Below are 24,092 nucleotides of genomic sequence, written 5' to 3' on the forward strand. Positions count from 1 at the left end.
ATATAAAAAGGCATTAGGCAGGGCTATCAGATTCAATCAGAAAAGATAATTAGTTTTTCCGGTGGAAGTCGATTAAATTCACAATTGTTCAAATTAAACCTATGAAAAGATTGAGATTACTACCCGTACTGTTGATTTTGATATTGTTAGCGAATTCCTGTAAATCAGATGGCCAGTTAAGTGAACTGGAAAGGTGGGAATCACATGCTGAAAACACAACGATCATCCGCGACGGTTTTGGGGTCCCTCATATCTACGGTAAAACAGATGCCGATGCAGTTTTCGGGTTGCTTTACGCCCAATGTGAAGACGATTTTAACAGGGTTGAACAGAACTATATCTGGGCGATTGGCAGGCTGGCCGAAGTAGAAGGAGAAGAAGCCATTTATAGTGATCTAAGGGCGCGGTTATTTATGAGTAAGGAGGAGGCCATAGCACATTATGAAAACAGTCCTGAGTGGTTAAAGGAGTTGTGCGATGCTTTTGCAGATGGAATAAACTATTACCTGCACACCCACCCGGAAGTAAAACCCAGATTACTGACAAGGTTTGAACCCTGGATGCCTATGTACTTTAGTGAAGGTTCAATAGGGGGCGATATAGAACGTATCAGTACCAGGAAATTACAGGCGATGTACGAGGAAGGAATTTCCTTTCCTGAATCCGTCGAATTGGAAATTGAGAAAAAAGAAGCCGAACTCGAACCACAGGGATCGAATGGCATAGCTATTTCCGGAGATCTCACTCAATCCGGAAACGCCATGCTCCTTATCAACCCGCATACCTCATTCTATTTCAGGGGAGAAGTCCATATGAACAGTGAAGAGGGTTTAAACGCCTATGGTGCGGTTACCTGGGGGCAATTTTTTATCTATCAGGGCTTTAACGAAAAAACAGGCTGGATGCATACATCTACATATACAGATGTTATGGATGAATTCGTGGAAACGATTGTAGAAATGGAAGGAGAACCCTTCTATCAGTACGGGGAAGAATTAAGGCCGGTGGAGGTATCCGAGATTACACTAAAATACAAAGAAGGTAAGCAGTTAAAAGAAAAGTCCTTTCCCGCTTATCGCACCCACCACGGCCCGATTACCCATATGGCCGGGGATAGGGTAGTGGCTTCTGCTATGATGTGGGAACCTGTTAAAGCACTGGAACAGTCTTATATAAGGACAAAACAGGACGGCTATGAAGGTTTTAGAAAAATGATGGACATTAGGACCAACTCATCAAACAACACCGTTTATGCGGATGCTGAGGGGAATATCGCCTATTTCCACGGGAATTTTATCCCGGTCAGGGACACGGTTTTCGACTATTCAAATCCGGTAGAAGGCAAGGATCCAAAAACGGACTGGCAGGGCCTGCATACGGTGGATGAAAACATCCTTTTGCTGAATCCGCCAAACGGCTGGATTCAAAATTGCAATTCCACCCCCTTTACTGCGGCGATGGAATATAGTCCGAAAAGAGAAGATTATTCGGCGTACATGTCTATAGACCGTGAGAATTTTCGGGGAATCCACGCCATCGAATTGTTAAAGGATAGAAAAGGATACACACTTGACAGCCTTATAACACTGGCCCACGACCCCTATTTGCCGGCGTTTGAAGCCTTAATTCCTGGTTTGGTTGAGGCCTTTGATCTGTCGAGAAATAAGAATGCCGACTTAGGACAAGCCATTGATGTTCTTCGTGAATGGGATTTCAAAACAAACGAGGAATCGGTAGCCATGACGTTAGCCCACTTTTATGGTACGCAATTCGGCAGAAATGGGTCTCGTCCATATAAAATGAATGATATGGAAGCAATGAGGTATTTTGGAACGAAATCCCCAATGGAGGAAAGACTGAAGATATTTAATGATGTCATTATGGAATTGGAAAAGGATTTCGGCACCTGGAAAATGCCCTGGGGGGAAGTTAACCGCTATCAGCGTTTAAACGGGGACATTAGACAGCCTTTTGACGATGCTAAACCCAGCATTCCTATTGGATATGCTTCAGGTCGGTGGGGCGCACTTGCGGCCTATGGAGCTCGCTATGACAACAATACCAAAAAGATCTATGGAACCCGTGGCAACAGCTTTGTTGCTGTTGTAGAATTCGGGGATAAAGTAAAAGCCAAGAGTATTTTGGCCGGAGGCCAGAGCGGTGACCCTTCCTCCCCGCATTTTGACGATCAGGCACAGATGTATGCTGATACGGAGTTCAAGGACGTACTATTTTACAAAGAGGAGGTATTAGAGAAAGCCGAGGAGACCTATAATCCGGGAAAACGAAAGTGAAAATTAATCCTGGACAATGATAAGGGATGCTTTAGAGCCGGTAGACAACAACCATTTATTGGAATATATCAGTTTTCCTGCCTCGTCATAAACATCAACCTGGGCAGTATTTGGCCCGGAGGTACCTTGATTCAGGGCTTCAAAGTCGAGGCGGTTAAACCCTTTGTCAAGTGTGAGATTGACTCCCTTAAAACTCCCTGTTAAAAGGATATTGGGATCTATGACTTCTCCATTCGCATAAATCTTTACCCTGTCCCCGTCTACGTATTCGTGATCACGGCATACGATACCCACAAATTTTGAAGAAGTTTTTACGTCTCCCAAATACATATCTCCGTAATGCTCTTTTCCCTTACCTTTTTCGCGTTCCCCTACTTTGGGATCGATTTCCATGTCGAATCCTGCCTGTCTTAACTCCCTGTCGGGTAACATCTGGACATTATTTGACATAAGCGAATCGCGAAGGTTCGGAGTTTTACCCATATCAATTATAGAGGGCATCCTGAGGGAATTATTCTGGGTAGGTTTTGCCTTTATTTCAAGATTCGGCTTTGGTCCGATTTTCAATGGCTGGGTTTTGGGCACATCGGTTTGCGATATACCGACACCTGCAATCCCCAGTATCATCAAGAGTGAAAAAACGGCTTTCATAGCTTTTTTATGAGTCATAAAGGTAACAATTACCCTGCCAGAGGGGTATAAATCCCTGTTAAAATCGATCAAAGTAGCACTTACTTAAAGGAAGAACAGAAAATTAATATAGAATAGGAACCGCCTGGCACACAGCATATCTCACCATAAAAAAAGGCATTTTATATCTCATATTAAACTTTAAATACCACGGGAAAGAATTTCCGAACGCTGACATATATCATATTATGGATTATACATAAGTGTTAGTTTTAATCCATTAATTATCCGGTTTGATGTTAATGTGGGGTTAAGAATAGTGTCATGGATTTACAGGAACAGGGATCTAAGGTCTTCGTACACTCTGGAAAAGTCTCTAAAATTCATGGGAAATCCATCTTGGTTTCCCTGGATAAGAACATCCAGTGTGAATCCTGCAGTGTTAAAGGGGCATGCGGGATAAGCAATTCAGAGACAAAAGAAATAGAAATCCCTAATACAGACGGATCTTTCAAAATTAATGAGCCTGTTAAAGTCACTCTAAAAAAGAGTTTGGGACAAACGGCAGTATTTTGGGCATATATTTTCCCTTTTCTCCTTATGCTGCTGACCTTAATTACCGCGTCTGCGGTTTTCACCGAATGGATTGCGGGCTTGTTATCCCTCTTTGTCCTTGTACCTTATTACGCAAGCGTTTATGCCTTTAGGAATTACTTCCGGAAAACCTTCAGAATTTCCGTTCTGAGAATACGAACACTATGACCGAATCTATTTTAAACAGCGCAATTTTGTTAACCCTTCTGGGGATAGTTTCTGCATTGATTCTGTACGTTGTTTCAAAAAAGTTTTATGTATATGAGAACCCTTTAATCTCAGAAGTTGAAGACCTTTTGCCCGCGGCTAATTGTGCGGGTTGTGGATTTCCGGGATGCAGGTCTTTTGCTGAAAAATTGGTGAATACCGATGATATTTCTGATCTGTTCTGCCCTGTTGGCGGAAATGAGGTAATGAAGTTGGTCTCGGATACACTAGGGAAAGAGGTGGCAGAAAAAGACCCTACTGTAGCTGTAGTACGCTGTCAGGGAAGCTGTGATGTGAGGCCTAAGACCACAGAGTATCAGGGACCCAGGTCTTGTGCCATTTCGGCTTTGATCTACAGTGGCGAAACCGATTGTCAGTACGGCTGCCTTGGAGACGGAGATTGTGTTGATGCCTGCAAGTTTGATGCGATGTACATGGATGAAACCACCGGGCTGCCTGTGGTAATTACGGACAAATGTACCTCTTGCGGAATGTGTGTTGATGCCTGCCCAAGGGATATCATAGAGATGAGGCCAAAACATAAAAGGGATTTAAAAATATTTGTCGGTTGCCTTAATGAGGAGAAAGGTGGTATTGCCAAAAGAGCCTGTTCTGTGGCGTGTATAGGCTGTTCAAAATGTCTGGATGTATGTCCTAAAGAAGCCATTGTTATAGAGAATAACCTGGCATATATAGATCCGGCTTACTGTACTTTATGTAGGAAATGTGTCCCTGTATGCCCAACCCATTCCATTATTGAAACTAATTTTCCGCCGAGGAAAGAGAAAAAAGCAGAGGCAAAAGTAACAGCAAAGGTTGAATCCATAAAGCCACAAAATGATGCTTAAGACTTTTCCGAAAGGTGGGATTCATCCCTCAGAGAACAAGATAACATCTGCTAAACCTATTAAAAGACTCCCTCTGCCCAAAGTGGTCTACGTTCCGATATCGCAACACATAGGGATACCCGCGGAAATTGTGGTAGATCGAAAAGACAAGGTTGAAATCGGGCAGGTAATTGCCAGGTCAGGTGGATATGTATCCTCAAATATTCATTCCCCAGTGGCAGGAACCGTAACCAAACTGGACAAGATCGTCGATACACGAGGGTATAAGAAACAGTGTATTGTTATCAGATCTGATGTAAAAAATGAATCTAATTTCCAGGAAAATGAATATCCCCTCAAAGAAGAGATCAGCCTGCAACCAGAGGAAATCCTTAAACGTATTTCGGAATATGGAATTGTTGGCCTGGGTGGTGCCACATTTCCATCGCATGTAAAATTGCAGGTAAAAAAAGACAAATTACTCGACTGTCTAATTGTAAACGGTGTTGAGTGCGAACCATTTCTAACGGCAGACCATCGTCTTATGCTGGATAAGGGGAAAGAGATTCTGGTGGGTATCCGGATTCTGATGCACGCACTGCAAATAGACCGTGCAATTATCGGGATAGAAAACAATAAGAAAGACGCAATCGACCTTTTCAGAAGTTTAATCTCCGGAGCGTCTGGTATCCAGATTGCCGCTTTACAGGTTAAATATCCCCAGGGTGGCGAAAAGCAACTGATCAGGGCGCTGTTAAAAAGGGAAGTTCCTAAAAATGGATTACCTATGGATGTGGGGGTTGTGGTCCATAATGTAGGTACCGTATTTGCCATCTATCAGGCCATTCAACACAACAGACCGTTGATGGAAAGAGTGGTTACCGTAACGGGAAAAAAACTAAATGACCCATCTAATTTCTGGGTGAAAATAGGAACTCCTGTTAAAGACCTCCTCGATGCTGTTGGTGGTGTGCCCGAGGGTACCCGGAAAATCGTAAGCGGTGGCCCCATGATGGGTAAGGCCCTTAAAAATACAGATGTTCCGGTTACTAAGGGGACATCCGGGATTCTCGTCATATCAGAGGACGAGGCCAGCAGGGGAGAACCTAAAAATTGCATCCGCTGTGGGGAATGTGTGGATGTTTGTCCCATGGGTCTGGAACCTCACCTACTGATGAACCTTTCCGAAAAGGGAATGTATGAGAAAGCTCTGGAAGAAGATATTCTGACCTGTATCGAATGTGGCTCTTGTAGCTATGTATGCCCCTCTCATCGCCCGCTTCTGGATTATATACGCTTTGGCAAATCAATAGGAAAGCAACTCGAATCGAATAAATAAAAAGTATGAGTGACCAGACTATAATAGTTTCCTCCTCACCCCACGTACATTCGGAAAGAACTTCCGAAAAACTAATGTACGATGTGGTTCTTGCTCTGCTTCCTGTCTTTCTTGTCTCGCTTTATGTATTTGGAATCAATGCCCTGATAGCTACGTTTACGGCCATCATTTCCTGCCTCCTTTTTGAGTATCTCATTCAGAAATTTCTATTGAAAACCAAAACCACTATCACAGATGGCTCTGCATTAATTACCGGTATACTCCTCGCCTTTAATTTGCCCGCAGGAATTCCGGTATGGATGATTGTGGTGGGCAGTCTGGTAGCTATCGGAATAGGTAAACTATCATTCGGGGGCCTTGGATTTAATATTTTCAATCCCGCTCTTGTGGGTAGGGTATTTTTACTGGTATCATTTCCCGTACAAATGACCTTATGGCCTGTTCCCATTGAGAACAATACCACGCTTGTGGATGCCGTTACAGGGGCAACAACCCTCGGACTTATCAAAGAAGGGGTGCAGTTTGGACAATCGATGAGCGAGATCAGTACACAGATTCCTTCAACTGCTGATATGTTTATGGGATTAACTTCGGGATCCATTGGCGAAATGTCGGCCCTGGCATTACTTATCGGAGGTATTTTTTTAATAGCGAGAAAAGTAATTTCCTGGCATATTCCGGTTACCGTTTTGGCTACTATGGCTGTTATAACGGCTGTATTCTGGATGGCGGACCCTGAGTATTATGCCAATCCGCTTATTCATGTTCTTTCGGGTGGTGCTATTTTGGGGGCGTTTTATATGGCAACCGATCTGGTAACCAGTCCGGTAACAAAAAAAGGGATGGTCATTTTTGCCATCGGAATCGGTGTTATTACAGTAGTAATCAGATTATTTGGGTCTTATCCTGAAGGCATCTCTTTTGCTATCCTGATCATGAACGCATTTGTACCTCTTATCAATCGCTATTTCAAACCCAGAAGGTTTGGCTCAAGAATCAAAGCTAAAATTGTGTAACTGTGAAAAAGAAGGAATCGACATTATTCAATATGGTGGTAGTTCTTCTTATCATCACCCTGGTAGCGGGTTTTTCTCTTGGCTATGTAAATGACCTTACCCTGGAACCGAAATCCAGGGCCCGCCTGGCGAGGGTAGAGAAGGCGCTTAGTGCAGCGCTTCCTCAGTTTAACAATAAGCCTGTGGTGGAGGTGATACGCTTGAAGCAGAAGGAGCTAAGAGACAGTACCTATATCTACCCTGCCTACATGGATAGCACATTTGTGGGAGCAGCCGTTACCGGCTATTCCGAGAAAGGGTATAGTGGAATTGTAAGGTTGATGGTAGGTTTTAGTCCGGACGGACATATAAGAGACATTGTGGTTTTGGAACAAAAAGAGACACCTGGTCTTGGCACAAAAATGAAAGGAGAGAAATTCCTGCGGCAATTCAGGGATAAGAACCCGGAGACCTTTGACCTGAAGGTGAAAAAGGATGGTGGAGACGTTGATGCTCTGGCCGGAGCAACAATTAGTACTCGGGCTTTTTCCGAAGCAGCGCAACAGGCATTTGACAGCTTTTTAACCAATAAAAATTCAATTACCAACTCTAAGTGGTAGAAGGATGGCTAAACCAATAGACCAGAAGCAAAATTTTTTAAAAGGCCTTATAAAGGAGAATCCGGTTTTTGTAATGCTACTTGGGATGTGTCCTACACTTGGCGTTACATCATCAGCTTTTAATGGTCTGGGAATGGGTGTGGCTACCCTTTTTGTTTTACTGATGTCTAATATCGTTGTATCGCTTATAAAATCCCAAATCCCTAATAAGGTCAGGATTCCAGCCTTTATTGTTATAATAGCTTCTTTTGTTACCGTGGTGGAAATGGTTCTGGAAGCCTATATCCCTTTTTTATATGAGCAATTAGGGATTTTTATACCACTAATTGTGGTCAACTGTCTGATCCTCGGCAGGGCGGAGGCCTTTGCCTCCAAAAACGACCTTGCTTCGTCTGTGGTCGATGCGGTCGGAATGGGGCTGGGATTTGTTATTGCCCTCACGGTTTTAGGGGCAACCCGGGAAATCCTTGGAAATGGAAGTCTGTTTGAATTCAGATTTGTCTCTGAGGAAGCCAACACATTGATTCTTTTTATACTTCCACCAGGAGCATTTATAGCCCTGGCCTATCTCGCCATTCTGTTTAACAGACTAACCCAAAAAGTAGCTTAAAATGGAATATTTTGTTATCCTTATTGGTGCTGTTTTTGTAAACAATATCGTCTTGTCTCAATTTCTTGGGATTTGCCCTTTTCTGGGTGTTTCCAATAGAATATCCACCTCTGTGGGTATGTCAGGGGCGGTCATGTTTGTGATGACCATTGCCACCACAGTTACTTATCTCTTACATCAATATGTCCTTGTACCTTTTGAACTGGATTATCTGAGGACCATAACTTTTATTCTGGTTATTGCGGCCCTTGTACAGATGGTAGAAATCATTTTAAAAAAAGTAAGTCCACCCTTATATCAGGCCTTAGGAGTATTTCTACCTTTGATCACCACCAATTGCGCCGTTCTGGGTGTAGCCATCCTGGCTCTGGGAATGGAGGATAGCACTTTGTTAAAAGCGGTATTTTTTTCTTTTTCAAGTGCGATAGGATTTGGACTGGCCCTGATTGTTTTTGCAAGTATACGGGAGTTTTTAGAGTTGGCCGATATCCCCGAAGGGATGAAGGGCGTTCCCATCAATCTCTTGGTAGCCGGATTACTGTCTCTGGCGTTTCTGGGTTTTGCCGGACTGGTTTAGAATAATGGCTGTTTCCCGGATCGATTTAGTGTGATCACTCTACCTCGTAAGTCTCCCCTGAAAAGAAGAGGTCATCGGTCTTAGTAAATTTAGAATCGGCCCTCACTTTTCTGGTCAGGTCATCAACCCTTTCTTCAAAAGTCACATCGGGAAACCTTCTGATAATTCCGGTGACCAGGGGATATTCCATTCTGATCAGCATTTGATGCAGGGTGGGATCCTCGAGTTCCGCATTGTGTACCAGAAGATCAGACTCTTTAATTCCTTCTTCCCCAAGGGTCACAACTTCTAATTTAAGTCCGTTTAACACCAATCCTTTGTTTCGTTCCTTTCCAAAAATCATGGGCTTGCCGTGTTCTACGAACAACTGTTTGTCTGCCCTAACTTTCTTGTCTGTATACTTGGCAAATGCTCCGTCATTAAATATGACGCAATTCTGAAGAACTTCAATAAGGGAAGTACCTTTAAATTTTGCAGCTTCAATAAATACCTGTGTCATCTCTTTCGGTGTGTTGCCACCTACCCGTGCGTAAAATCGGGCCTGGGCACCAATGGCCAGTTCCCCCGGAAGAAAAGGGGGTTGAGTATTTCCGTAGGGAGAGGATTTGGTCCGCTGCCCAACAAGGGACGTTGGTGAAAATTGCCCTTTGGTGAGGCCATAGATTTCATTGTTAAAGAGAACAATATTCATGTCGAGGTTTCGCCTGAGGACGTGAATAAAGTGGTTACCCCCGATGGCCATTGCATCTCCATCCCCGGTGATTACCCACACGCTGAGCTCAGGATTCGCCAATTTAACCCCCGAAGCAATTGCCGGGGCCCTTCCATGGATACCATGCATTCCATAGGTGTCCATATAGTAGGGAAAGCGAGATGAGCAACCAATTCCCGAGATAAATACCACATTTTCCTTTTTTATCCCTACTTGTGGCAGCGCATTCTGCATGGCTCTCAGGATGACATAATCATCACATCCCGGACACCATCTTACCTCCTGATCGCTCGCAAAATCCTTATAAGTGTATTTATTTTCTAGAGTTTCCATGATTATGCTAAGAGTTCTTTAAACTTTTCTGTTAATTCCACATTTCCGAAAGGAAGGCCCTGAACCTTATTGAATTGGAAGAACGGGATATTCTCAAAATTCATTCGCAGAAGAGAGGCAAACTGACCTGAATTCAATTCACAAACAACAATCTTCTTAAAATTTCGAAGAACTTCTGCTGTGTTCTTTGGTAGGGGATTGATATAATTAAAATGGGCAAGGCCTATTCCTTCAAATCCCTGTTGTTTCATTTCTTTTACAGCAGCATACAGCGTTCCGAAAGTACCTCCCCAACCAACTACCAGGAGATCACCTTTCTGTGCGAACCTCGGCTGAAGCTCAGGTATCTCGTTTTGTACCCGTTTTATTTTTTCTGCCCTGATATCTGTCATATACTGATGGTTTTCAGGATCATAGGAAACCTCTCCGGTGGTCTGGTCTTTTTCCAGTCCGCCAACACGATGTTCCAGGCCCTTAGTTCCAGGAATTGCCCAGTCGCGGGCAAGTGTATCCTTATCTCTGTTATAAGAACGCCATTGGCTATCTGCACCATAAATGATTCTGGGAGTTATATCAGGCATTTCAGCTACGGGCTGGATTTTCCAGGGAGCCGAACCATTGGCAATATAGCCATCGGTTAAAAGTATAACCGGGGTCATATGTTCAAGTGCGAGTTTGGAAGCTGCATAGGCATAATCATAGCAGTTTGCAGGCGTGCTAGCCGCAATGACGATTACCGGACTTTCCCCGTTTCGGCCAAACATGGCCTGGAGCAGGTCAGATTGTTCGGTTTTTGTAGGTAGGCCGGTAGAAGGTCCTCCTCGTTGTACATCAACTACTACCAGGGGTAATTCGAGCATAACTGCCAGTCCCAGTGCTTCTCCTTTTAATGCCAGGCCCGGCCCCGAAGTAGTAGTGATTGCGAGATCTCCTGCAAAAGCGGCACCAATGGCCGAACTAATGCCGGCGATCTCATCTTCTGCCTGCAAGGCCTTCACCCCAAAGTGTTTGTGTTTTACCAGTTCATGAAGGATTTCGGATGCGGGGGTGATGGGATAAGACCCCAAGAATAGCTCTAACCCAGATTTTTCCGCCGCGGCCAAAAATCCCCAGGCCGTAGCAGTGTTCCCCATTATAATCCTGTAGGTGCCGGAAGGCATTTTGGCAGGGGCTACGGTATAGGCATTTGGAATCAACTCCAGAGTTTCCGAATAGTAATAACCGGCATTCAACACTTTTGTATTGGCCTCTATCAGTTCGGGTCTGGATTTGAATTTGGTTCTAAAAAAATCAATGGTGTGCTGTCTTGAACGATGATACATCCAGTATACCATTCCGAGCGCAAACATATTTTTTGTTCTGGTGATAGTTTTATTATCAAGTCCAGCGACATCCTTAAGAGCCTCTTTGGTAAGGGAGGTCATACTTACCTCAATTACCTGATACTCGTCTAAACTTCCATCTTCCAGCGGATTCGATTCATAATGCGCTTTTTCCAGGTTCTTTTTAGTAAATGAATCGGTGTCCACGATGATCCCGTACCCGGGTTTAACCGCATGAAGATTGGTTTTTAAACCTGCGGGATTCATCGCTACTAAAAGGTCGACATTATCGCCCGGAGTACTGATCTCCACACTCCCGATATGGACCTGAAATCCTGAAACCCCGTATAAACTCCCTTGAGGAGCACGTATTTCAGAAGGGTAATTTGGAAAAGTGGCTACATCATTCCCAAACATGGCAGAAGTATCTGAGAATTGCGATCCTGTTAGCTGCATTCCATCCCCCGAATCTCCTGCAAAGCGCACAACTACGGCCTCCAGGGCTTTTTCTGATTTTTCAATTTTTGCAATACTCATTACATTCTGATTATAATTTTGGTAGTACAGATTACCTTTTCTATCCCTTTTCTAGATTTATTAAATATATCCTTTGAATCGCTAATGAAATATGACATTTATCATTATTAAAGCAGCTCGTGTAGTTTAATTTAGCGAGCGTATCCCTAAAACAAGAGTTATGGCAATAATAATCACCGACGAGTGCATTAACTGCGATGCCTGTATATCAGAATGTCCTAACAATGCTATCTATGAACCCGACCAGGAATGGTCTTATGCTGATGAGACGGCCTTATCCGGGATGATAAATACCCCCGGGGGTCAGGAAGTTGATGCCGATGCAGAAAACGAACCAATATCAGATGAATTCTACTACATAGTTCCTGACAAATGCACAGAATGCAAGGGCTTTCATGATGAGCCTCAATGTGCTTCTGTTTGTCCGGTCGATTGTTGTGTGCCTGATGAGGAACACGTTGAATCTGATGAGCAGCTACTGGGGAAAAAGGCCTGGCTCCATGGAGAATAATGTTATTCACAATAAGTGCGGTTATTAAAACCCCGTGTTTTAGAGCGCATTTCTTTTCTTTTTAGTAAATGGACTACCCTTTATTTTTATGAACTAAAGGGTAGTTTTTTTTAGACATATTTTACTTTAAATACCCGAAATAAAAGCACTGACCTGCCGAAAAATGAATAGGCAATATTGACATTCTTCACCTGATAAATGTCATAGTTTACCCCTGATCAGAATCTTACTTTTAACAAGATCAGGAGACTGCAAAATATGCTTACCAATAATTTTTATATGTCACTCACCACAATATGTGGACGCTGCTTTATATATCCTATCAGAGGTAAATAATGAAAATTGACTATCATGAAAAATGAATTTCCAAAATTAATATGTGATGCCAATGAGGCTGTTGCCAGAATAGCTCATAAAACGAACGAAGTATGTGCCATATATCCCATCACCCCTGCTTCACCAATGGGGGAACATGTGGATGTATTTAGTTCTGAGGGACAGAAGAATATATGGGGTAATGTTCCAAGAATTGTTGAAATGCAAAGCGAAGGTGGTGCAGCAGGTGCTGTTCATGGATCTTTGCAGGCCGGGGCGCTCACCACAACCTTTACGGCCTCTCAGGGTTTGTTACTAATGATCCCTAATATGTACAAGATTGCTGGGGAATTGTTACCATCAGTCATCCATGTGGCAGCCAGGACCGTTGCTACTCATGCCTTGTCTATTTTTGGCGACCATTCTGACGTTATGGCGACAAGACAAACCGGATTCTCAATGCTGTTTGGTGGTTCTGTTCAGGAGGCTATGGATTTTGCCCTGATCTCTCAGGTTGCAACCTTAAAAACGCGAGTGCCATTTCTCAATATTTTTGATGGATTCCGAACTTCACATGAAATCTCAAAGATCGATTCAATTCCGGATGAGGTCATCAAAGCTATGATCCCTGATGACAAAATAGAAGAACACAAGATGAGATCCTTAGATCCCGATCACCCGGTAGTAAGAGGGACGTCTCAGAACCCCGATGTTTTCTTCCAGGCCAGGGAAGCTGCCAACCCCCATTACGACAGAGTGCCTGAAGTAGTTATGGAAGTCATGGATGAATTTTATTCCCATACAGGCCGAAGATATCATCTGTTCGATTATGTAGGCCACCCGGAAGCGGAAAGGGTTATCGTTATTATGGGCTCGGGTGAAGGGGCAGTAAGGGAAACCGTGGATACTCTTATGGAACAGGATGAACGTGTAGGCGCTGTATTTGTTCGACTATATAGACCATTTTCCGTAGAATATCTGCTGAAAAAGTTACCCGAAACGGTCAAGAAAATTGCAGTCCTTGACAGGACGAAGGAACCCGGAAGTATAGGAGAGCCACTCTATCTGGATGTCGTCACTGCCTTTGTTGAAAGTGACAGGAAAATGCCTGATATAGTAGGGGGAAGATATGGACTCTCGTCCAAGGAATTCAATCCTGCGATGGTAAAAGGTATATATGATGAATTGCTTAAAGCTAAACCAAAAAACCATTTCACTATTGGGATCAATGACGATCTTGGCCATACCAGCCTGGAATACAACCCTGTGTTCAAAACCAAGAAAACGACATTTAATTGTATGTTTTATGGGCTAGGGTCTGATGGTACTGTTGGCGCAAATAAAAATTCGATTAAAATTATAGGGGAAACCACCGATAACTACGTGCAGGGATATTTTGTATACGACTCCAAAAAAGCCGGAGCTCAGACCATTTCACATCTGAGATTCGGACCCAATCCGGTGCATTCTTCATACCTGATCAATACGGCTGACTTTATAGCGTGCCACCAATTTAATTTTATAGAGAAATACGATATTTTAAACCATATCAAAAAAGGAGGAACTTTTCTTTTAAATTCTCCTTTCTCCAGGGATGAAATCTGGGACCAGTTACCTAAGTTGATGCAACAGGAGATTATAGAAAATGAATTGAATTTCTATGTTATTGATGCCACTAAGGTTGCTCAGGCCGCCAAACTTGGGAAACGAACCAACACGGTACTGCAAACCTGCTTCTTTGCTATTTCAGGGATACTACCGAAAGAAGAGGCCATCGAAAAGATCAAAAATGCCATTGTAAAATCTTATTCCCATAAGGGGGATAAAGTGGTAAAAATGAATTTCAATGCGGTAGATACTGCCCTTCAGCATCTGGAAAAAGTGGAATATCCCAATAAGGTTACGGCTACACGTGGCCTGAGATCAATAATGTCTGGTGAACCTGATCCCTTTGTAAAAGAAGTACTCGGAAAAATACTTGCCGGGCGGGGAGATGAGCTTCCGGTGAGTTATTTTCCTGTAGATGGTACCTTCCCAACAGGAACTACCCAATATGAAAAAAGAGGGATTGCTGATTTTATCCCCGTATGGGATGGTGAAGACCTCTGTACCCAATGTAATAAGTGCGTCGCGATTTGTCCGCATGCGGCCATCCGGGCTAAAGTGGTTTCCAATGTTAAGCTTGAAACTGCTCCGGATACCTTGAAAAGGACGCCCGCAAAAGGCAGGCCATTTGAAAAGGAAACCGAGTCCTATATTCTTCAGGTATCACCCGAAGACTGCACGGGATGTGATCTTTGCGTAGCAGTGTGCCCAGCAGAGAGCAAGGAGATTCCTGATTTTAAGGCAATCAATATGCACAAAAAACTAGAAGTGGATAAAGTTGAAAATGAGAATTGGGATTATTTTGTGCAACTACCCGATTACGACAGAACGGCACTGCAGATTACCAATGTTAAAGGATCTCAATTTCTCGAACCGCTATTCGAGTTCTCTGGCGCCTGTTCCGGCTGTGGAGAGACACCGTATATTAAAATGCTCACCCAGTTATACGGGGACAGTATTCTGATTGCGAATGCTACGGGATGTTCTTCCATCTACGGAGGTAATTTACCCACTACACCATACAAAACCAACGAAGCAGGCAGGGGCCCGGCCTGGGCAAATTCGCTCTTTGAAGATAATGCCGAGTTTGGTTTTGGAATGAAACTGGCCCTGTCCAAAAAACAGGAAATTGCCGTCGGGTTATTGAAATCCCTGAAAGAGACTGTAGGCAATGAATTAGTGGAATCCATTTTGAACAATCCGGAAGAAAATGAAGGACAAAAGGAGGTGAAGTTTCAACATCTCGATCAGTTGAATGAGATATTATCGCAGCACAAAGACCTTCCCGAAGCCAATAAACTTTATAACCTCACTGAATATCTACGGAAAAAAGCAGTCTGGATCCTAGGGGGTGATGGCTGGGCTTACGATATTGGCTATGGAGGCGTAGACCATGTGCTCGCTTCCGGAGAAGATATTAATATAATGGTTCTTGATACAGAGGTGTACTCCAATACAGGTGGCCAGACCTCTAAAGCAACCCCACTGGGGGCAAGTGCCAAGTTTTCTGTATCGGGAAAAAGGACAGGTAAAAAAAGTCTGGCTTTACAAGCAATTTCGTACGGAAATGTATATGTGGCCCAGGTAGCACTTGGAGCCAAGGACATGCAAACCTTAAGGGCAATTGAAGAAGCGGCAGCTTATCCCGGACCTTCCCTTATTGTTGCTTACTCTCATTGCGGGGAACACGGATATGATCTAAAAGAAGGAGCATTGCATCAGGAAAGAGCTGTAGAAACCGGTTACTGGCCGCTCTTTAGATTCGACCCTTCCAAACCTAAAGGCAAAAAGTTCAAATTAGATTCGAAGGAACCCAGCAAACCCCTTGAAGATTTTATGTACAAGGAAACTCGCTTTACAAGGGTGGTAAAAGATGATCCTGAACTCGGGGCAAGCTTGTTAAAACAGGCACAGGAGGAAGTTGACACCAAATGGGAGAGACTTGAATTATTCAGAAATATGTAAGATTGAAGCGCTGAATAAGCAAACATGGAAACATGTTATAGGAATAAAAATAAATTTTAAAACAGATTCGATGGAAGACTTAGCGAACCCCTATTTTAAGATAGCCGTCCAGAAAATGAAGGAGGCCAACAAGGAATTATACCGGCCCGAGGAAGATGTTGTTTCTTTTTTGGTTTGCAAAAATGCACAAATTGCCGTCCAAAATTTTCTAAGAGGGTATTTGTTGCGCAGTGGAATTGAAACCAAGAAGGAAGATACTCTCGATTCCTTGTTTACCCAATGTAAGGAATTGAATAAAAAGTTTGAAAATGTCAGTCTGAGCGGTCTCAACTGCCAGTATGAAAATAAGGACTCCAGGTATTGTGATGGGGTAGAAAAGGTAAGTCGTTGTTTCGACATTGCCGATAGACTGGATACGTTTCTAAGAGAAGAGAAGATTATCGCCTAGGAGTTCAGGCAAAGTTGAAATATCAGGAGTTTTTCCAGGTTTCCTGCAGGAAACCTATGAAGTTTTTATTCATGATATTCTCAATATCTTCCTGTGAATATCCTCTGTTAGCCAGCAATTGAGGTATTTTCTGAAGATCGGCAATGGTGTCAATATCCCCCGGGCATTGTTCTTTGCCAAATCCGCCGTCGAGATCAGTTCCAAACCCTACATGCAGTGAATTTCCTGAAAGTTGACAAATATGGTCGATGTGATCTATCATCGTATTTAGTGTGACCCCCATTGAATCTGGTGTTGATTGGCCCCTTACCCAATCGGGGACCATCATCCAGGCATCGAGAGCTACTCCAATAACGGCTTTTCGTGAAATCAATTCCTTGATCTGTTCGTCAGAGAATTGCCTGTTGTGGTCGACAAGGGCTCTGCAATTGTTGTGACTAGCCCAGACCGGTCCATTATACACCTTCATGGTTTCCCAAAAACTTTGATCGCACAAATGGGTTACATCCAGGATGATATTTAAGCGGGCCATTTCCAGCAGCAGTTCCCGGCCCCTTTTCCCAATACCACCTGTGGAATTCGTGCCAAAGGCATAGGTGCCCGGACCGTAATGTGCAGGTCCCACAGCCCTTAAGCCCTGCTCATAGGCCATTTCTAAATGACCTAGGGTAAACAATGAATCTGCACCTTCCAAACTGAGGATAAATCCGATAGGCTTTTTTGGATCCGAATTTGAATCCCATAATTTAAGGTGATCGTTTAATTCTGTAAGGTTTGAGATCTGGGTCATTTCGCCAAGCTGCTCCATGGCTCTATACCAGGCCAGTTGCCCCTGGGTTTGTGCCCAGGCCTGCTGAGGTGAATTCCAGCCCGGAAGCGGATTTGTGTTTTTAACATAACGGGCAATTTGAGTAGCAACGCAAATTCCAATATTTCCTTTACGCATGGCATCCAGGGACACGGTATTCTTACCGCGGTCGGGTTTGTCGTTCATGCCCAGTTCTGTATTTCGAATATCATCAACCGGCAATACGAGGTTCCTGTTCCATTCAAGGGCATTCATGGCAAGGTCCAGATGTGCGTCAAAAATTAACATAGGGATCTTTAAATAATCAATCGATGATCTCTTGCTGCCACTTTCCATTTACCCGTCACCTTTCCTTCTTCAATGGTCAATACTTCCGGATATTTCGCAACAGTCGGACAGATATGCATAGGAATAGCATAAAATACCTGCCCTATTTTTACAGGGGACTTAGATTTATTTCTCAGAACTAGATGTTCTTCACTCTGACCGATCTGTTCGCAATCTTCCAGTCCAAAAATGTGTACCCTGGGGAAGTCCATCTCGGGAGCTATGGCCTTATGGCCAAGGTCTAGACAAAAAATATCAGCAGCTGGCTTGCTGATCACCCTTGTAATCAATACAGCAGCCGGGAGAAAGTCCATGTCTTTAAATGAAGAACCGTATCTGGCATCCCATAAGAGCGTGGTACCCGGACTGGTATCTACTTCTTCTCGCCTGGCATGAACAGGAAATGAAGGAGATCCTCCCGCGACAATAGTCGGTACAGTATATCCCTCAGCTTCCAGCCGGTGTTTTAATTCCAATACACTCTTAAATGCCGCATCGCATTCTCCTTTCCTTTCTTCAATAGCCGGATTTCTGATATGCCCGTCGTAGACATGTAATCCGGCTGCTTCAAGAAATTCACTATCCGCTATATTCTTGTACAGCTCAGCGGCCTCTTCCCCGGGTTCAATTCCGGTACGGTCCATCCCCACGTTTAAATCCAGAAAAAGACGAACGCTTTTACCCGTTGTTTTTGCCATCTTTTCAATTTCATACAGGCTATCCTTATTGTCTATGATCGTTGAAAATCGGGTATGAGGGTACTTTGATAAAAGCTTAAAAAACCGCCCGACGTTGGGTCCTACAGGCTGCATGGCCAGGAGTACATCCGATGTTTTTCGTTGCCCCAGTAGTTCAGCTTCGGCAATGGTGGCACATTTGAATTTATCAATGCCGTATTTTAACTGCAGGTCGATCACTTCTGCCATTTTATGAGTCTTTATGTGCGGCCTGAGTTTTTTAACATCACTTACCATGCTGATCATCGTCTGAATGTTGCGCTCAATTCTGGAGGGATACACCAAAAGGCAAGGAGAGGAAATTTCTTCTTCATTTTCAATCTTGTACCACGGTCTTTTCTCCATATCCCGGCCTATGAGTGAAGTTGAAACATAGCTTCTATTTCCACGGCTACCTGGCCCGGGAGAATCATACCTACTGCACTTCTCACTCCCACGCCATTTTCAGTTCCGAAAATATCCGACATCAGCTCGCTGAAGCCGTTGATAACCAGTGGATGCTGGTCAAATTCAGGTGTCGAGTTAACCATGCCCAGTGTTTTTACCAGGCGTTTAATCCTATCAATATCTCCAAAATGCGTTGTGATGGTTGAAAGCATGGTAAGACCTACCTGTTCGGCCGCTAGTTTAGCTTCTCCCAGGGTTAATGCTTCGCCAACTTTTCCGGTTATATACGTACCATCGCTTTTCATGGGCCCCTGCCCTGAAACGTATAAAAAGCCATCGACAACCATAACGGGTTTATAGAGTCCTGCAGGAGGTGGGGCCGGAGGCAGCACCAATCCCAGGTCTTTTATTCGTTGTGAAGGAGAATTGCTCATATTTTAGATTTAAATGAATTGGTTCAGGATAAGAACCCCAATGAGACCAACTACTCCAACGGTAGTTTCCATGAGGGTCCAGCTTTTTAATGTGTCTTTTACCGACAGATTAAAATATTCTTTAAAGAGCCAGAATCCACTGTCGTTTACATGCGAAAGCATCAGACTGCCCGAGCCAATGGCGAGAACCATTAATTCCGGGCTCACTCCGGTACTTGCGATCATGGGCATTACAATCCCTGCTGCGGTTAAGCCGGCAACGGTTGCCGAACCTACAGAAACTCTGATAACAGTGGCGATTAACCATGCCAGGAATAAAGGAGAAAGGGATGATCCTTTTAGCAAGTCGGCGATATACTGACTAACCCCGCTATCAATGAGAACCTGTTTCAGGGCTCCTGCCCCGGCAATGATCAATAAGACCATCGTTATACCGGAAATGGAACTGCCCACTGAATCCATTACTTCCTTCATTTTTTTGCCCCTTGCCAGCCCCAGGGTATATATGGCTACCAGCACAGATATCAGCATTGCAATTACAGGATTCCCCAGAAAAGCAATAATATTCTTCAGGGGAAAATCCTGAGGAATCAATAAATCGGCTATAGTGGCCAGACCAATCAGGATGATTGGTAAAAGGGCGGTAACAATACTTACCCCCATTCCGGGCATTTCATCATCCTTCAGGATTTTTGGATTTACAAATTCCTTCAGGGGAGTTGCGTGTATATTTTTTAAGGTCCTAGAAAAAAAAGGACCCGCAATGATAATTGCAGGGATGGCAACTATGATGCCGTAGATAAGGGTTTTTCCCATATCGGCATCGAACATCACAGTAATAGCCGTCGGCGCGGGATGTGGTGGGAGATACCCATGGGTAACAGAAAGGGAAGCCAGCATTGGCAGGCCAACATAGAGTAAAGGAAGACCGGTCCGGGCAGCAACAGTAAATACCAGGGGCACCAGAATCACAAAGCCTACCGAATAAAAAAGAGGAATTCCTACAATAAACCCGGTAAGGACCAGAGCCCACTGAATATTCTTTTTTCCGAATTGATCGATCAATTTAGAAGTGATTCGCTGTGCGGCTCCGCTATCAGCTACCAATTTACCCAGCATGGCTCCCAATCCCAGGATCATGACCAGGAATCCCAATGTATTGCCTATCCCATTTTCTATAGAGCTAACCACCGTCTCCAAATCCATGCCTTCGGCAATTCCCACAAAAAGGGAAACCAGAATAAAAGTGATAAAGGGATTCAGTTTCCATTTCGCAATCAGCAGAAAAAGGATAAGAATACCTATGATGACGATAACTAATGGCATAGTTTGGCTTTGAGTCCGGGAATATCTCTGAGTGTTAAATATACCATTTTGAATAGAACTAAAAGCGATCTATTTTTTATCTTGTAGAATAATCTGAACGAAATGGATAAAAGATCATTTTTACAGAAAATGGGGCAGGCAGCCCTGATCACTCCCTTTCTTCCCCTGTCTCTTAATGCCACTTCCCCGGAAGAACGAGGAACATATGAGCTTAATGATGAAGATGATTTTTGGCAGCGAATCAGGGTCGATTATGCCTTAAAACCGGACTATATTAACCTGGAGAACGGGTATTATAATATTGCACCTATCCCCACCATTGAAAAGTTTCACAAGCACATAGAGCAGGTAAATTACGAAGGGTCACATTATATGCGGACCGTGCAATGGGATAACAAAAAAAGGATTGCCAGCCGTCTGGCTCAGCTGGTTGGTTGCGATTCAGACGAATTAATTATCACCAGAAATACTACGGAGTCACTTGATATGATCATTGGGGGGTATCCCTGGGAAAAAGGCGATGAGGCTGTTTTTGCAGTGCAGGATTACGGGGCAATGAGAGAGCATTTTAAACTCACTGCCAAAAGATACGGCCTGGTACTTAAAACTATTTCCCTGCCCAACCACCCGGCTTCAGATGAAGAAATTGTGTCATTGTACGAATCTCAGATCGGGCCGAAAACCAAATTAATGATGATCTGCCACATGGTAAATATTACCGGTCAGATTCTTCCGGTGAGAAAAATATGTGACATGGCCCACAGCCACGGAGTAGAGGTTATGGTAGACGGGGCTCATTGTGTGGGACATATAGAGGTCGATATCAAAGAACTCAAATGTGACTACTACGGTTCGAGCCTGCACAAATGGCTGAGTACCCCTCTGGGGGCAGGGATTCTCTTTGCCGCCAAAAAGAATATTTCTAAAATATGGCCTCTTCTTGCCGAGCACAACAGAGAGCCGGATGATATTGGTCGTCTGAACCATATAGGGACCCACCCGGTACATACCGACCTTACTATAAACGATGCCCTGGATTACCTGGAACTCATCGGGATGGAACGAAAGGAAAAACGGTTGAGGTATCTTCAGCGCTATTGGTCGGATAAGCTCAGAGACACCGAAAATATTATAATTAATACCCCTGTGGAGCCGCATAGAAGCTGTGGAATAGCCAATGTTGGGATTCGGAATATGAAACCGTCCGAACTGGCCAGAACACTAATGGAAGAGTTCAGGATATTTACCGTAGCCATTGACCATCACAATGTTCAGGGCTGTAGGATTACACCTAATGTTTACACAACTACAGCTGAGCTGGATGATTTTGTGAAAGCCATGAAAATTCTGGCGGAACGAACTTGAAATCAATGAGAAATCGTATTAAACAGAAGACGATGTCTTTGAAATTTCAAACCTGATATAAATCATAGTTAGTAGTTCGCTTTGTAGCTAGTTTTGAAGGTTTTATACACCTAAATCAACGGTTTTTCAAAAGCCTGAAAGAGTAATTTTTACATTCAAATATTATATATATGACTGATGTTATTAAAAAAGAATCACTCCTGAAAAGTGTGGTTTTTTTACGTATCCTGATTGGATGGCACTTTCTTTATGAAGGGGTAATAAAGCTATTCAATCCAGACTGGACCGCCTTTGGTTATTTAGCTACCGCTCAGGGGCCGTTTAAATCTTTATTCATTGCACTTACCAATGAAGCGACCATGGGGTGGGTTGATACCCTTAACACCCTGGTTCTCATTTTTGTTGGTGTCACTCTCATTCTGGGGATTTTTGAAAAATGGGGAGCCATTGCCGGGATTGGATTACTGGCCTTATACTATTTTGCACATCCTCCTTTCCCCTGGCTTGAACAGCAAAATGTGGAGGGGAGCTACTGGTTTGTCAACAAGAATCTGATTGAGATAGCAGCCCTGTGGATCCTGGCTCAGTTGCCAACAGGTCACTACTTCGGCTTGCAATATCTCTTTAAAAAAGAACCAAAAACTATTAAAACTCCTCAATCATGAAATGGACACGACGCGATATATTAAAAGGTCTGGGAGGACTACCTATACTCGGAACCGTATGGTGGGCGGGAACTGCCAATGCATTGATAAAGAGCAAAGACCGTTCTGAAATTCTCGAGCAGTTAAAAATTGAACCTTCCTTACCCACGGCACTACCCGAAATAGGTGGAGATCCTATACGAATTGGGATTATTGGCTTTGGCATCAGGGGAGAACAGCTATGCAGGGCTCTCGGCTTTGCCACCAAGGAGTGGATTGAACAGATGAAAGAGGAAGAAAGACTCAGTGGCAATACACAACTACAGGAATTCCTCGATCAGGAAAAATTAAACCTTAAAATCACGGGAGTCTGTGACATCTTTGATATACGAGCAGAAAATGTGATTGCTTCATTTTCCACATCTGAAAATAAGGTAAAAAGATATGGCACGCATCAGGAGATGATCAGAAGTGGAGAAGTAGATGCGGTTATCATTGCGACTCCGGATCACTGGCATGCCCCAATGGCCATTGACGCCCTTGAAAATGGGGTCCATGTTTACGTAGAAAAGCCCATGACCCATACCATTGAAGAAACGTACAGGCTCAGGGAAGCGGCAAGAAATTCGAATGCACTTCTTATGGTAGGTCATCAGCACAGACAGACCTTAAGTTTTAAAACCGCCAGTGATATTATCGATAAAAAAGTTCTGGGGCATGTTTCTGTGGTACAAACTTTTACCAATAGAAATGATGACAACGGAGCGTGGAATTACGACATACATGAAAAAGCCAATGCACAAACTATAGATTGGGATTTGTTTTTAGGCAGCGCACCAAAAATACCTTTTAATAAAAATCATTTTTTCCGCTGGCGTAAATGGTGGGCCTATGGTTCTGGTTTATCCGGTGATTTGCTCACACATGACTATGATCGCCTCAATTGCGTCCTGAATATGGGAATACCCAAATACATCACTGCTTCTGGGGGGATTTATACCCACAACGACGGAAGGAATGTGCCCGATGTACTCCAGGTAAATATGGATTTCCCTGATTTCAGCACAGGAAGCAGTCAGGTTAAAGGGAAGGAAAAAGGAATGACCTTTACTTATAATGCCACCCTCGGAAACGGCTACAATCGGCCTACTATCCTTATGGGTCATGATGCTTCAATGGAACTCGGAAATAATCTGACGATCTGGCCCGATGGAGGATCTACAAAATATGCCGACCTGCTCGAAGAGGGCAAAATGAAACCGAATGTTCCTATTTACCACTACAATCCGGGAGCTAATGTACCCGACGCGGTCTCTTCGGCTACATCTCAGTATTTTGCGGATAAAGGTCTTATGTGGACCTATATTGACGGAGTCCGTGTAAATTCAACCTATTTACATCTAAGGGAATGGCTCAGTGCGATTAAAAATGGAGGAACCCTGAGTTGTGGAATAAAAGAAGGTTTTGATGAGGCTATAACTGCCCATATGACTGGTTTGGCGTACAAATTAGGTAGAAGGATTGAATGGGATCACCAGGAAGAAAAAATCATTCCGATTGAAGGAATTGATTATGATGAGATACTTCTGGGAAGTACCTAAGTGACATCAAGTAAATTTGAAT

Annotated in this window: 21 protein-coding genes; 14 read left to right on the forward strand and 7 right to left on the reverse strand. The window is 43.6% G+C overall.

All coding sequences use genetic code 11. The annotated features are described in order from the left end of the window. The first annotated feature begins 101 nt into the window (after nucleotides 1-101). Nucleotides 102-2,294: an acylase gene (locus AB8P51_RS07805; RefSeq protein WP_369748237.1), complete on the forward strand. Its 2,193-nt coding sequence runs from the start codon at nucleotides 102-104 to the stop codon at nucleotides 2,292-2,294. A gap of 3 nt (nucleotides 2,295-2,297) precedes the next feature. Here AB8P51_RS07805 and AB8P51_RS07810 read toward each other — a convergent pair whose 3' ends face one another. After that, entirely contained in the window at nucleotides 2,298-2,963 is a 666-nt protein-coding gene (locus AB8P51_RS07810) for a hypothetical protein (protein ID WP_369748238.1), read from the reverse strand. A 285-nt stretch (nucleotides 2,964-3,248) separates the two neighbouring features. On the opposite strand from AB8P51_RS07810, the gene AB8P51_RS07815 reads away from it, so the two are divergent. The 7 genes from AB8P51_RS07815 to rsxA are packed head-to-tail and all read left to right on the forward strand — an operon-like array spanning nucleotide 3,249 to nucleotide 8,693. Then, the gene (locus tag AB8P51_RS07815) at nucleotides 3,249-3,686 is read left to right on the forward strand and encodes a SoxR reducing system RseC family protein (protein ID WP_369748239.1); all 438 of its coding nucleotides are present in this window, start codon (nucleotides 3,249-3,251) and stop codon (nucleotides 3,684-3,686) included. Then, nucleotides 3,683-4,573, forward strand: coding sequence for a Fe-S cluster domain-containing protein (locus AB8P51_RS07820; RefSeq protein ID WP_369748240.1), 891 nt, complete (start codon nucleotides 3,683-3,685; stop codon nucleotides 4,571-4,573). Before AB8P51_RS07815 ends, AB8P51_RS07820 begins: the two co-directional genes overlap by 4 nt. Next, nucleotides 4,563-5,891 (forward strand): electron transport complex subunit RsxC, encoded by a 1,329-nt coding sequence (gene rsxC / locus AB8P51_RS07825; RefSeq protein ID WP_369748241.1) that lies wholly within the window; start codon nucleotides 4,563-4,565, stop codon nucleotides 5,889-5,891. Before AB8P51_RS07820 ends, rsxC begins: the two co-directional genes overlap by 11 nt. 5 nt (nucleotides 5,892-5,896) lie before the next feature. Further along, nucleotides 5,897-6,907 (forward strand): RnfABCDGE type electron transport complex subunit D, encoded by a 1,011-nt coding sequence (locus AB8P51_RS07830; protein ID WP_369748242.1) that lies wholly within the window; start codon nucleotides 5,897-5,899, stop codon nucleotides 6,905-6,907. Between the two features lie 2 nt (nucleotides 6,908-6,909). Then, nucleotides 6,910-7,506: an RnfABCDGE type electron transport complex subunit G gene (locus AB8P51_RS07835; protein ID WP_369748244.1), complete on the forward strand. Its 597-nt coding sequence runs from the start codon at nucleotides 6,910-6,912 to the stop codon at nucleotides 7,504-7,506. A 4-nt stretch (nucleotides 7,507-7,510) separates the two neighbouring features. Beyond that, nucleotides 7,511-8,116 carry an RnfABCDGE type electron transport complex subunit E gene (locus AB8P51_RS07840; RefSeq protein WP_369748245.1) on the forward strand — a complete coding sequence of 202 codons (606 nt, stop codon included), beginning with the start codon at nucleotides 7,511-7,513 and terminating at the stop codon, nucleotides 8,114-8,116. A gap of 1 nt (nucleotide 8,117) precedes the next feature. Then, entirely contained in the window at nucleotides 8,118-8,693 is a 576-nt protein-coding gene (rsxA, locus tag AB8P51_RS07845; protein WP_369748246.1) for an electron transport complex subunit RsxA, read from the forward strand. Nucleotides 8,694-8,727: 34 nt separating this feature from the next. Here rsxA and AB8P51_RS07850 read toward each other — a convergent pair whose 3' ends face one another. After that, a complete protein-coding gene (locus AB8P51_RS07850) occupies nucleotides 8,728-9,738 on the reverse strand; it encodes a 2-oxoacid:ferredoxin oxidoreductase subunit beta (protein WP_369748247.1) in 1,011 nt (336 codons plus the stop codon). Between the two features lie 2 nt (nucleotides 9,739-9,740). Next, a complete protein-coding gene (locus AB8P51_RS07855; RefSeq protein ID WP_369748249.1) occupies nucleotides 9,741-11,597 on the reverse strand; it encodes a 2-oxoacid:acceptor oxidoreductase subunit alpha in 1,857 nt (618 codons plus the stop codon). Nucleotides 11,598-11,757: 160 nt separating this feature from the next. On the opposite strand from AB8P51_RS07855, the gene AB8P51_RS07860 reads away from it, so the two are divergent. The 3 genes from AB8P51_RS07860 to AB8P51_RS07870 all read left to right on the forward strand — a co-directional run bounded on the left by AB8P51_RS07860 (nucleotide 11,758) and on the right by AB8P51_RS07870 (nucleotide 16,441). Continuing rightward, on the forward strand, nucleotides 11,758-12,108 hold the full coding sequence (locus AB8P51_RS07860; protein WP_369748250.1) for a 4Fe-4S dicluster domain-containing protein: 351 nt from the start codon (nucleotides 11,758-11,760) through the stop codon (nucleotides 12,106-12,108). Nucleotides 12,109-12,459: 351 nt separating this feature from the next. After that, complete coding sequence (nifJ, locus tag AB8P51_RS07865) at nucleotides 12,460-15,993, forward strand: pyruvate:ferredoxin (flavodoxin) oxidoreductase (RefSeq protein ID WP_369748251.1); 3,534 nt, start codon at nucleotides 12,460-12,462, stop codon at nucleotides 15,991-15,993. Nucleotides 15,994-16,063: 70 nt separating this feature from the next. Next, nucleotides 16,064-16,441, forward strand: coding sequence for a HEPN domain-containing protein (locus tag AB8P51_RS07870; protein ID WP_369748252.1), 378 nt, complete (start codon nucleotides 16,064-16,066; stop codon nucleotides 16,439-16,441). A gap of 22 nt (nucleotides 16,442-16,463) precedes the next feature. Here AB8P51_RS07870 and AB8P51_RS07875 read toward each other — a convergent pair whose 3' ends face one another. The 4 genes from AB8P51_RS07875 to AB8P51_RS07890 are packed head-to-tail and all read right to left on the reverse strand — an operon-like array spanning nucleotide 16,464 to nucleotide 20,460. Further along, nucleotides 16,464-17,537 (reverse strand): dipeptidase, encoded by a 1,074-nt coding sequence (locus AB8P51_RS07875; RefSeq protein ID WP_369748253.1) that lies wholly within the window; start codon nucleotides 17,535-17,537, stop codon nucleotides 16,464-16,466. Nucleotides 17,538-17,545: 8 nt separating this feature from the next. Beyond that, on the reverse strand, nucleotides 17,546-18,658 hold the full coding sequence (locus AB8P51_RS07880; RefSeq protein ID WP_369748254.1) for a D-TA family PLP-dependent enzyme: 1,113 nt from the start codon (nucleotides 18,656-18,658) through the stop codon (nucleotides 17,546-17,548). A gap of 8 nt (nucleotides 18,659-18,666) precedes the next feature. Further along, complete coding sequence (locus AB8P51_RS07885; protein ID WP_369748255.1) at nucleotides 18,667-19,134, reverse strand: RidA family protein; 468 nt, start codon at nucleotides 19,132-19,134, stop codon at nucleotides 18,667-18,669. 9 nt (nucleotides 19,135-19,143) lie between these two features. Next, nucleotides 19,144-20,460, reverse strand: a complete 1,317-nt coding sequence (locus AB8P51_RS07890; RefSeq protein ID WP_369748256.1) for a gluconate:H+ symporter — start codon at nucleotides 20,458-20,460, stop codon at nucleotides 19,144-19,146. Between the two features lie 102 nt (nucleotides 20,461-20,562). Here AB8P51_RS07890 and AB8P51_RS07895 point away from each other — a divergent pair, with 102 nt between their 5' ends. From AB8P51_RS07895 to AB8P51_RS07905, 3 genes are all read left to right on the forward strand, one after another. Further along, entirely contained in the window at nucleotides 20,563-21,825 is a 1,263-nt protein-coding gene (locus tag AB8P51_RS07895) for an aminotransferase class V-fold PLP-dependent enzyme (protein ID WP_369748257.1), read from the forward strand. A gap of 170 nt (nucleotides 21,826-21,995) precedes the next feature. After that, nucleotides 21,996-22,490 carry a DoxX family protein gene (locus AB8P51_RS07900; RefSeq protein ID WP_369748258.1) on the forward strand — a complete coding sequence of 165 codons (495 nt, stop codon included), beginning with the start codon at nucleotides 21,996-21,998 and terminating at the stop codon, nucleotides 22,488-22,490. Then, a complete protein-coding gene (locus AB8P51_RS07905; protein ID WP_369748259.1) occupies nucleotides 22,487-24,070 on the forward strand; it encodes a Gfo/Idh/MocA family protein in 1,584 nt (527 codons plus the stop codon). The genes AB8P51_RS07900 and AB8P51_RS07905 overlap by 4 nt, the downstream gene beginning before the upstream one ends. Nucleotides 24,071-24,092: the final 22 nt, after the last annotated feature.

This window comes from Muriicola sp. SD30 (genome assembly GCF_041205185.1).
Classification (GTDB): Bacteria; Bacteroidota; Bacteroidia; order Flavobacteriales; family Flavobacteriaceae; genus Muriicola.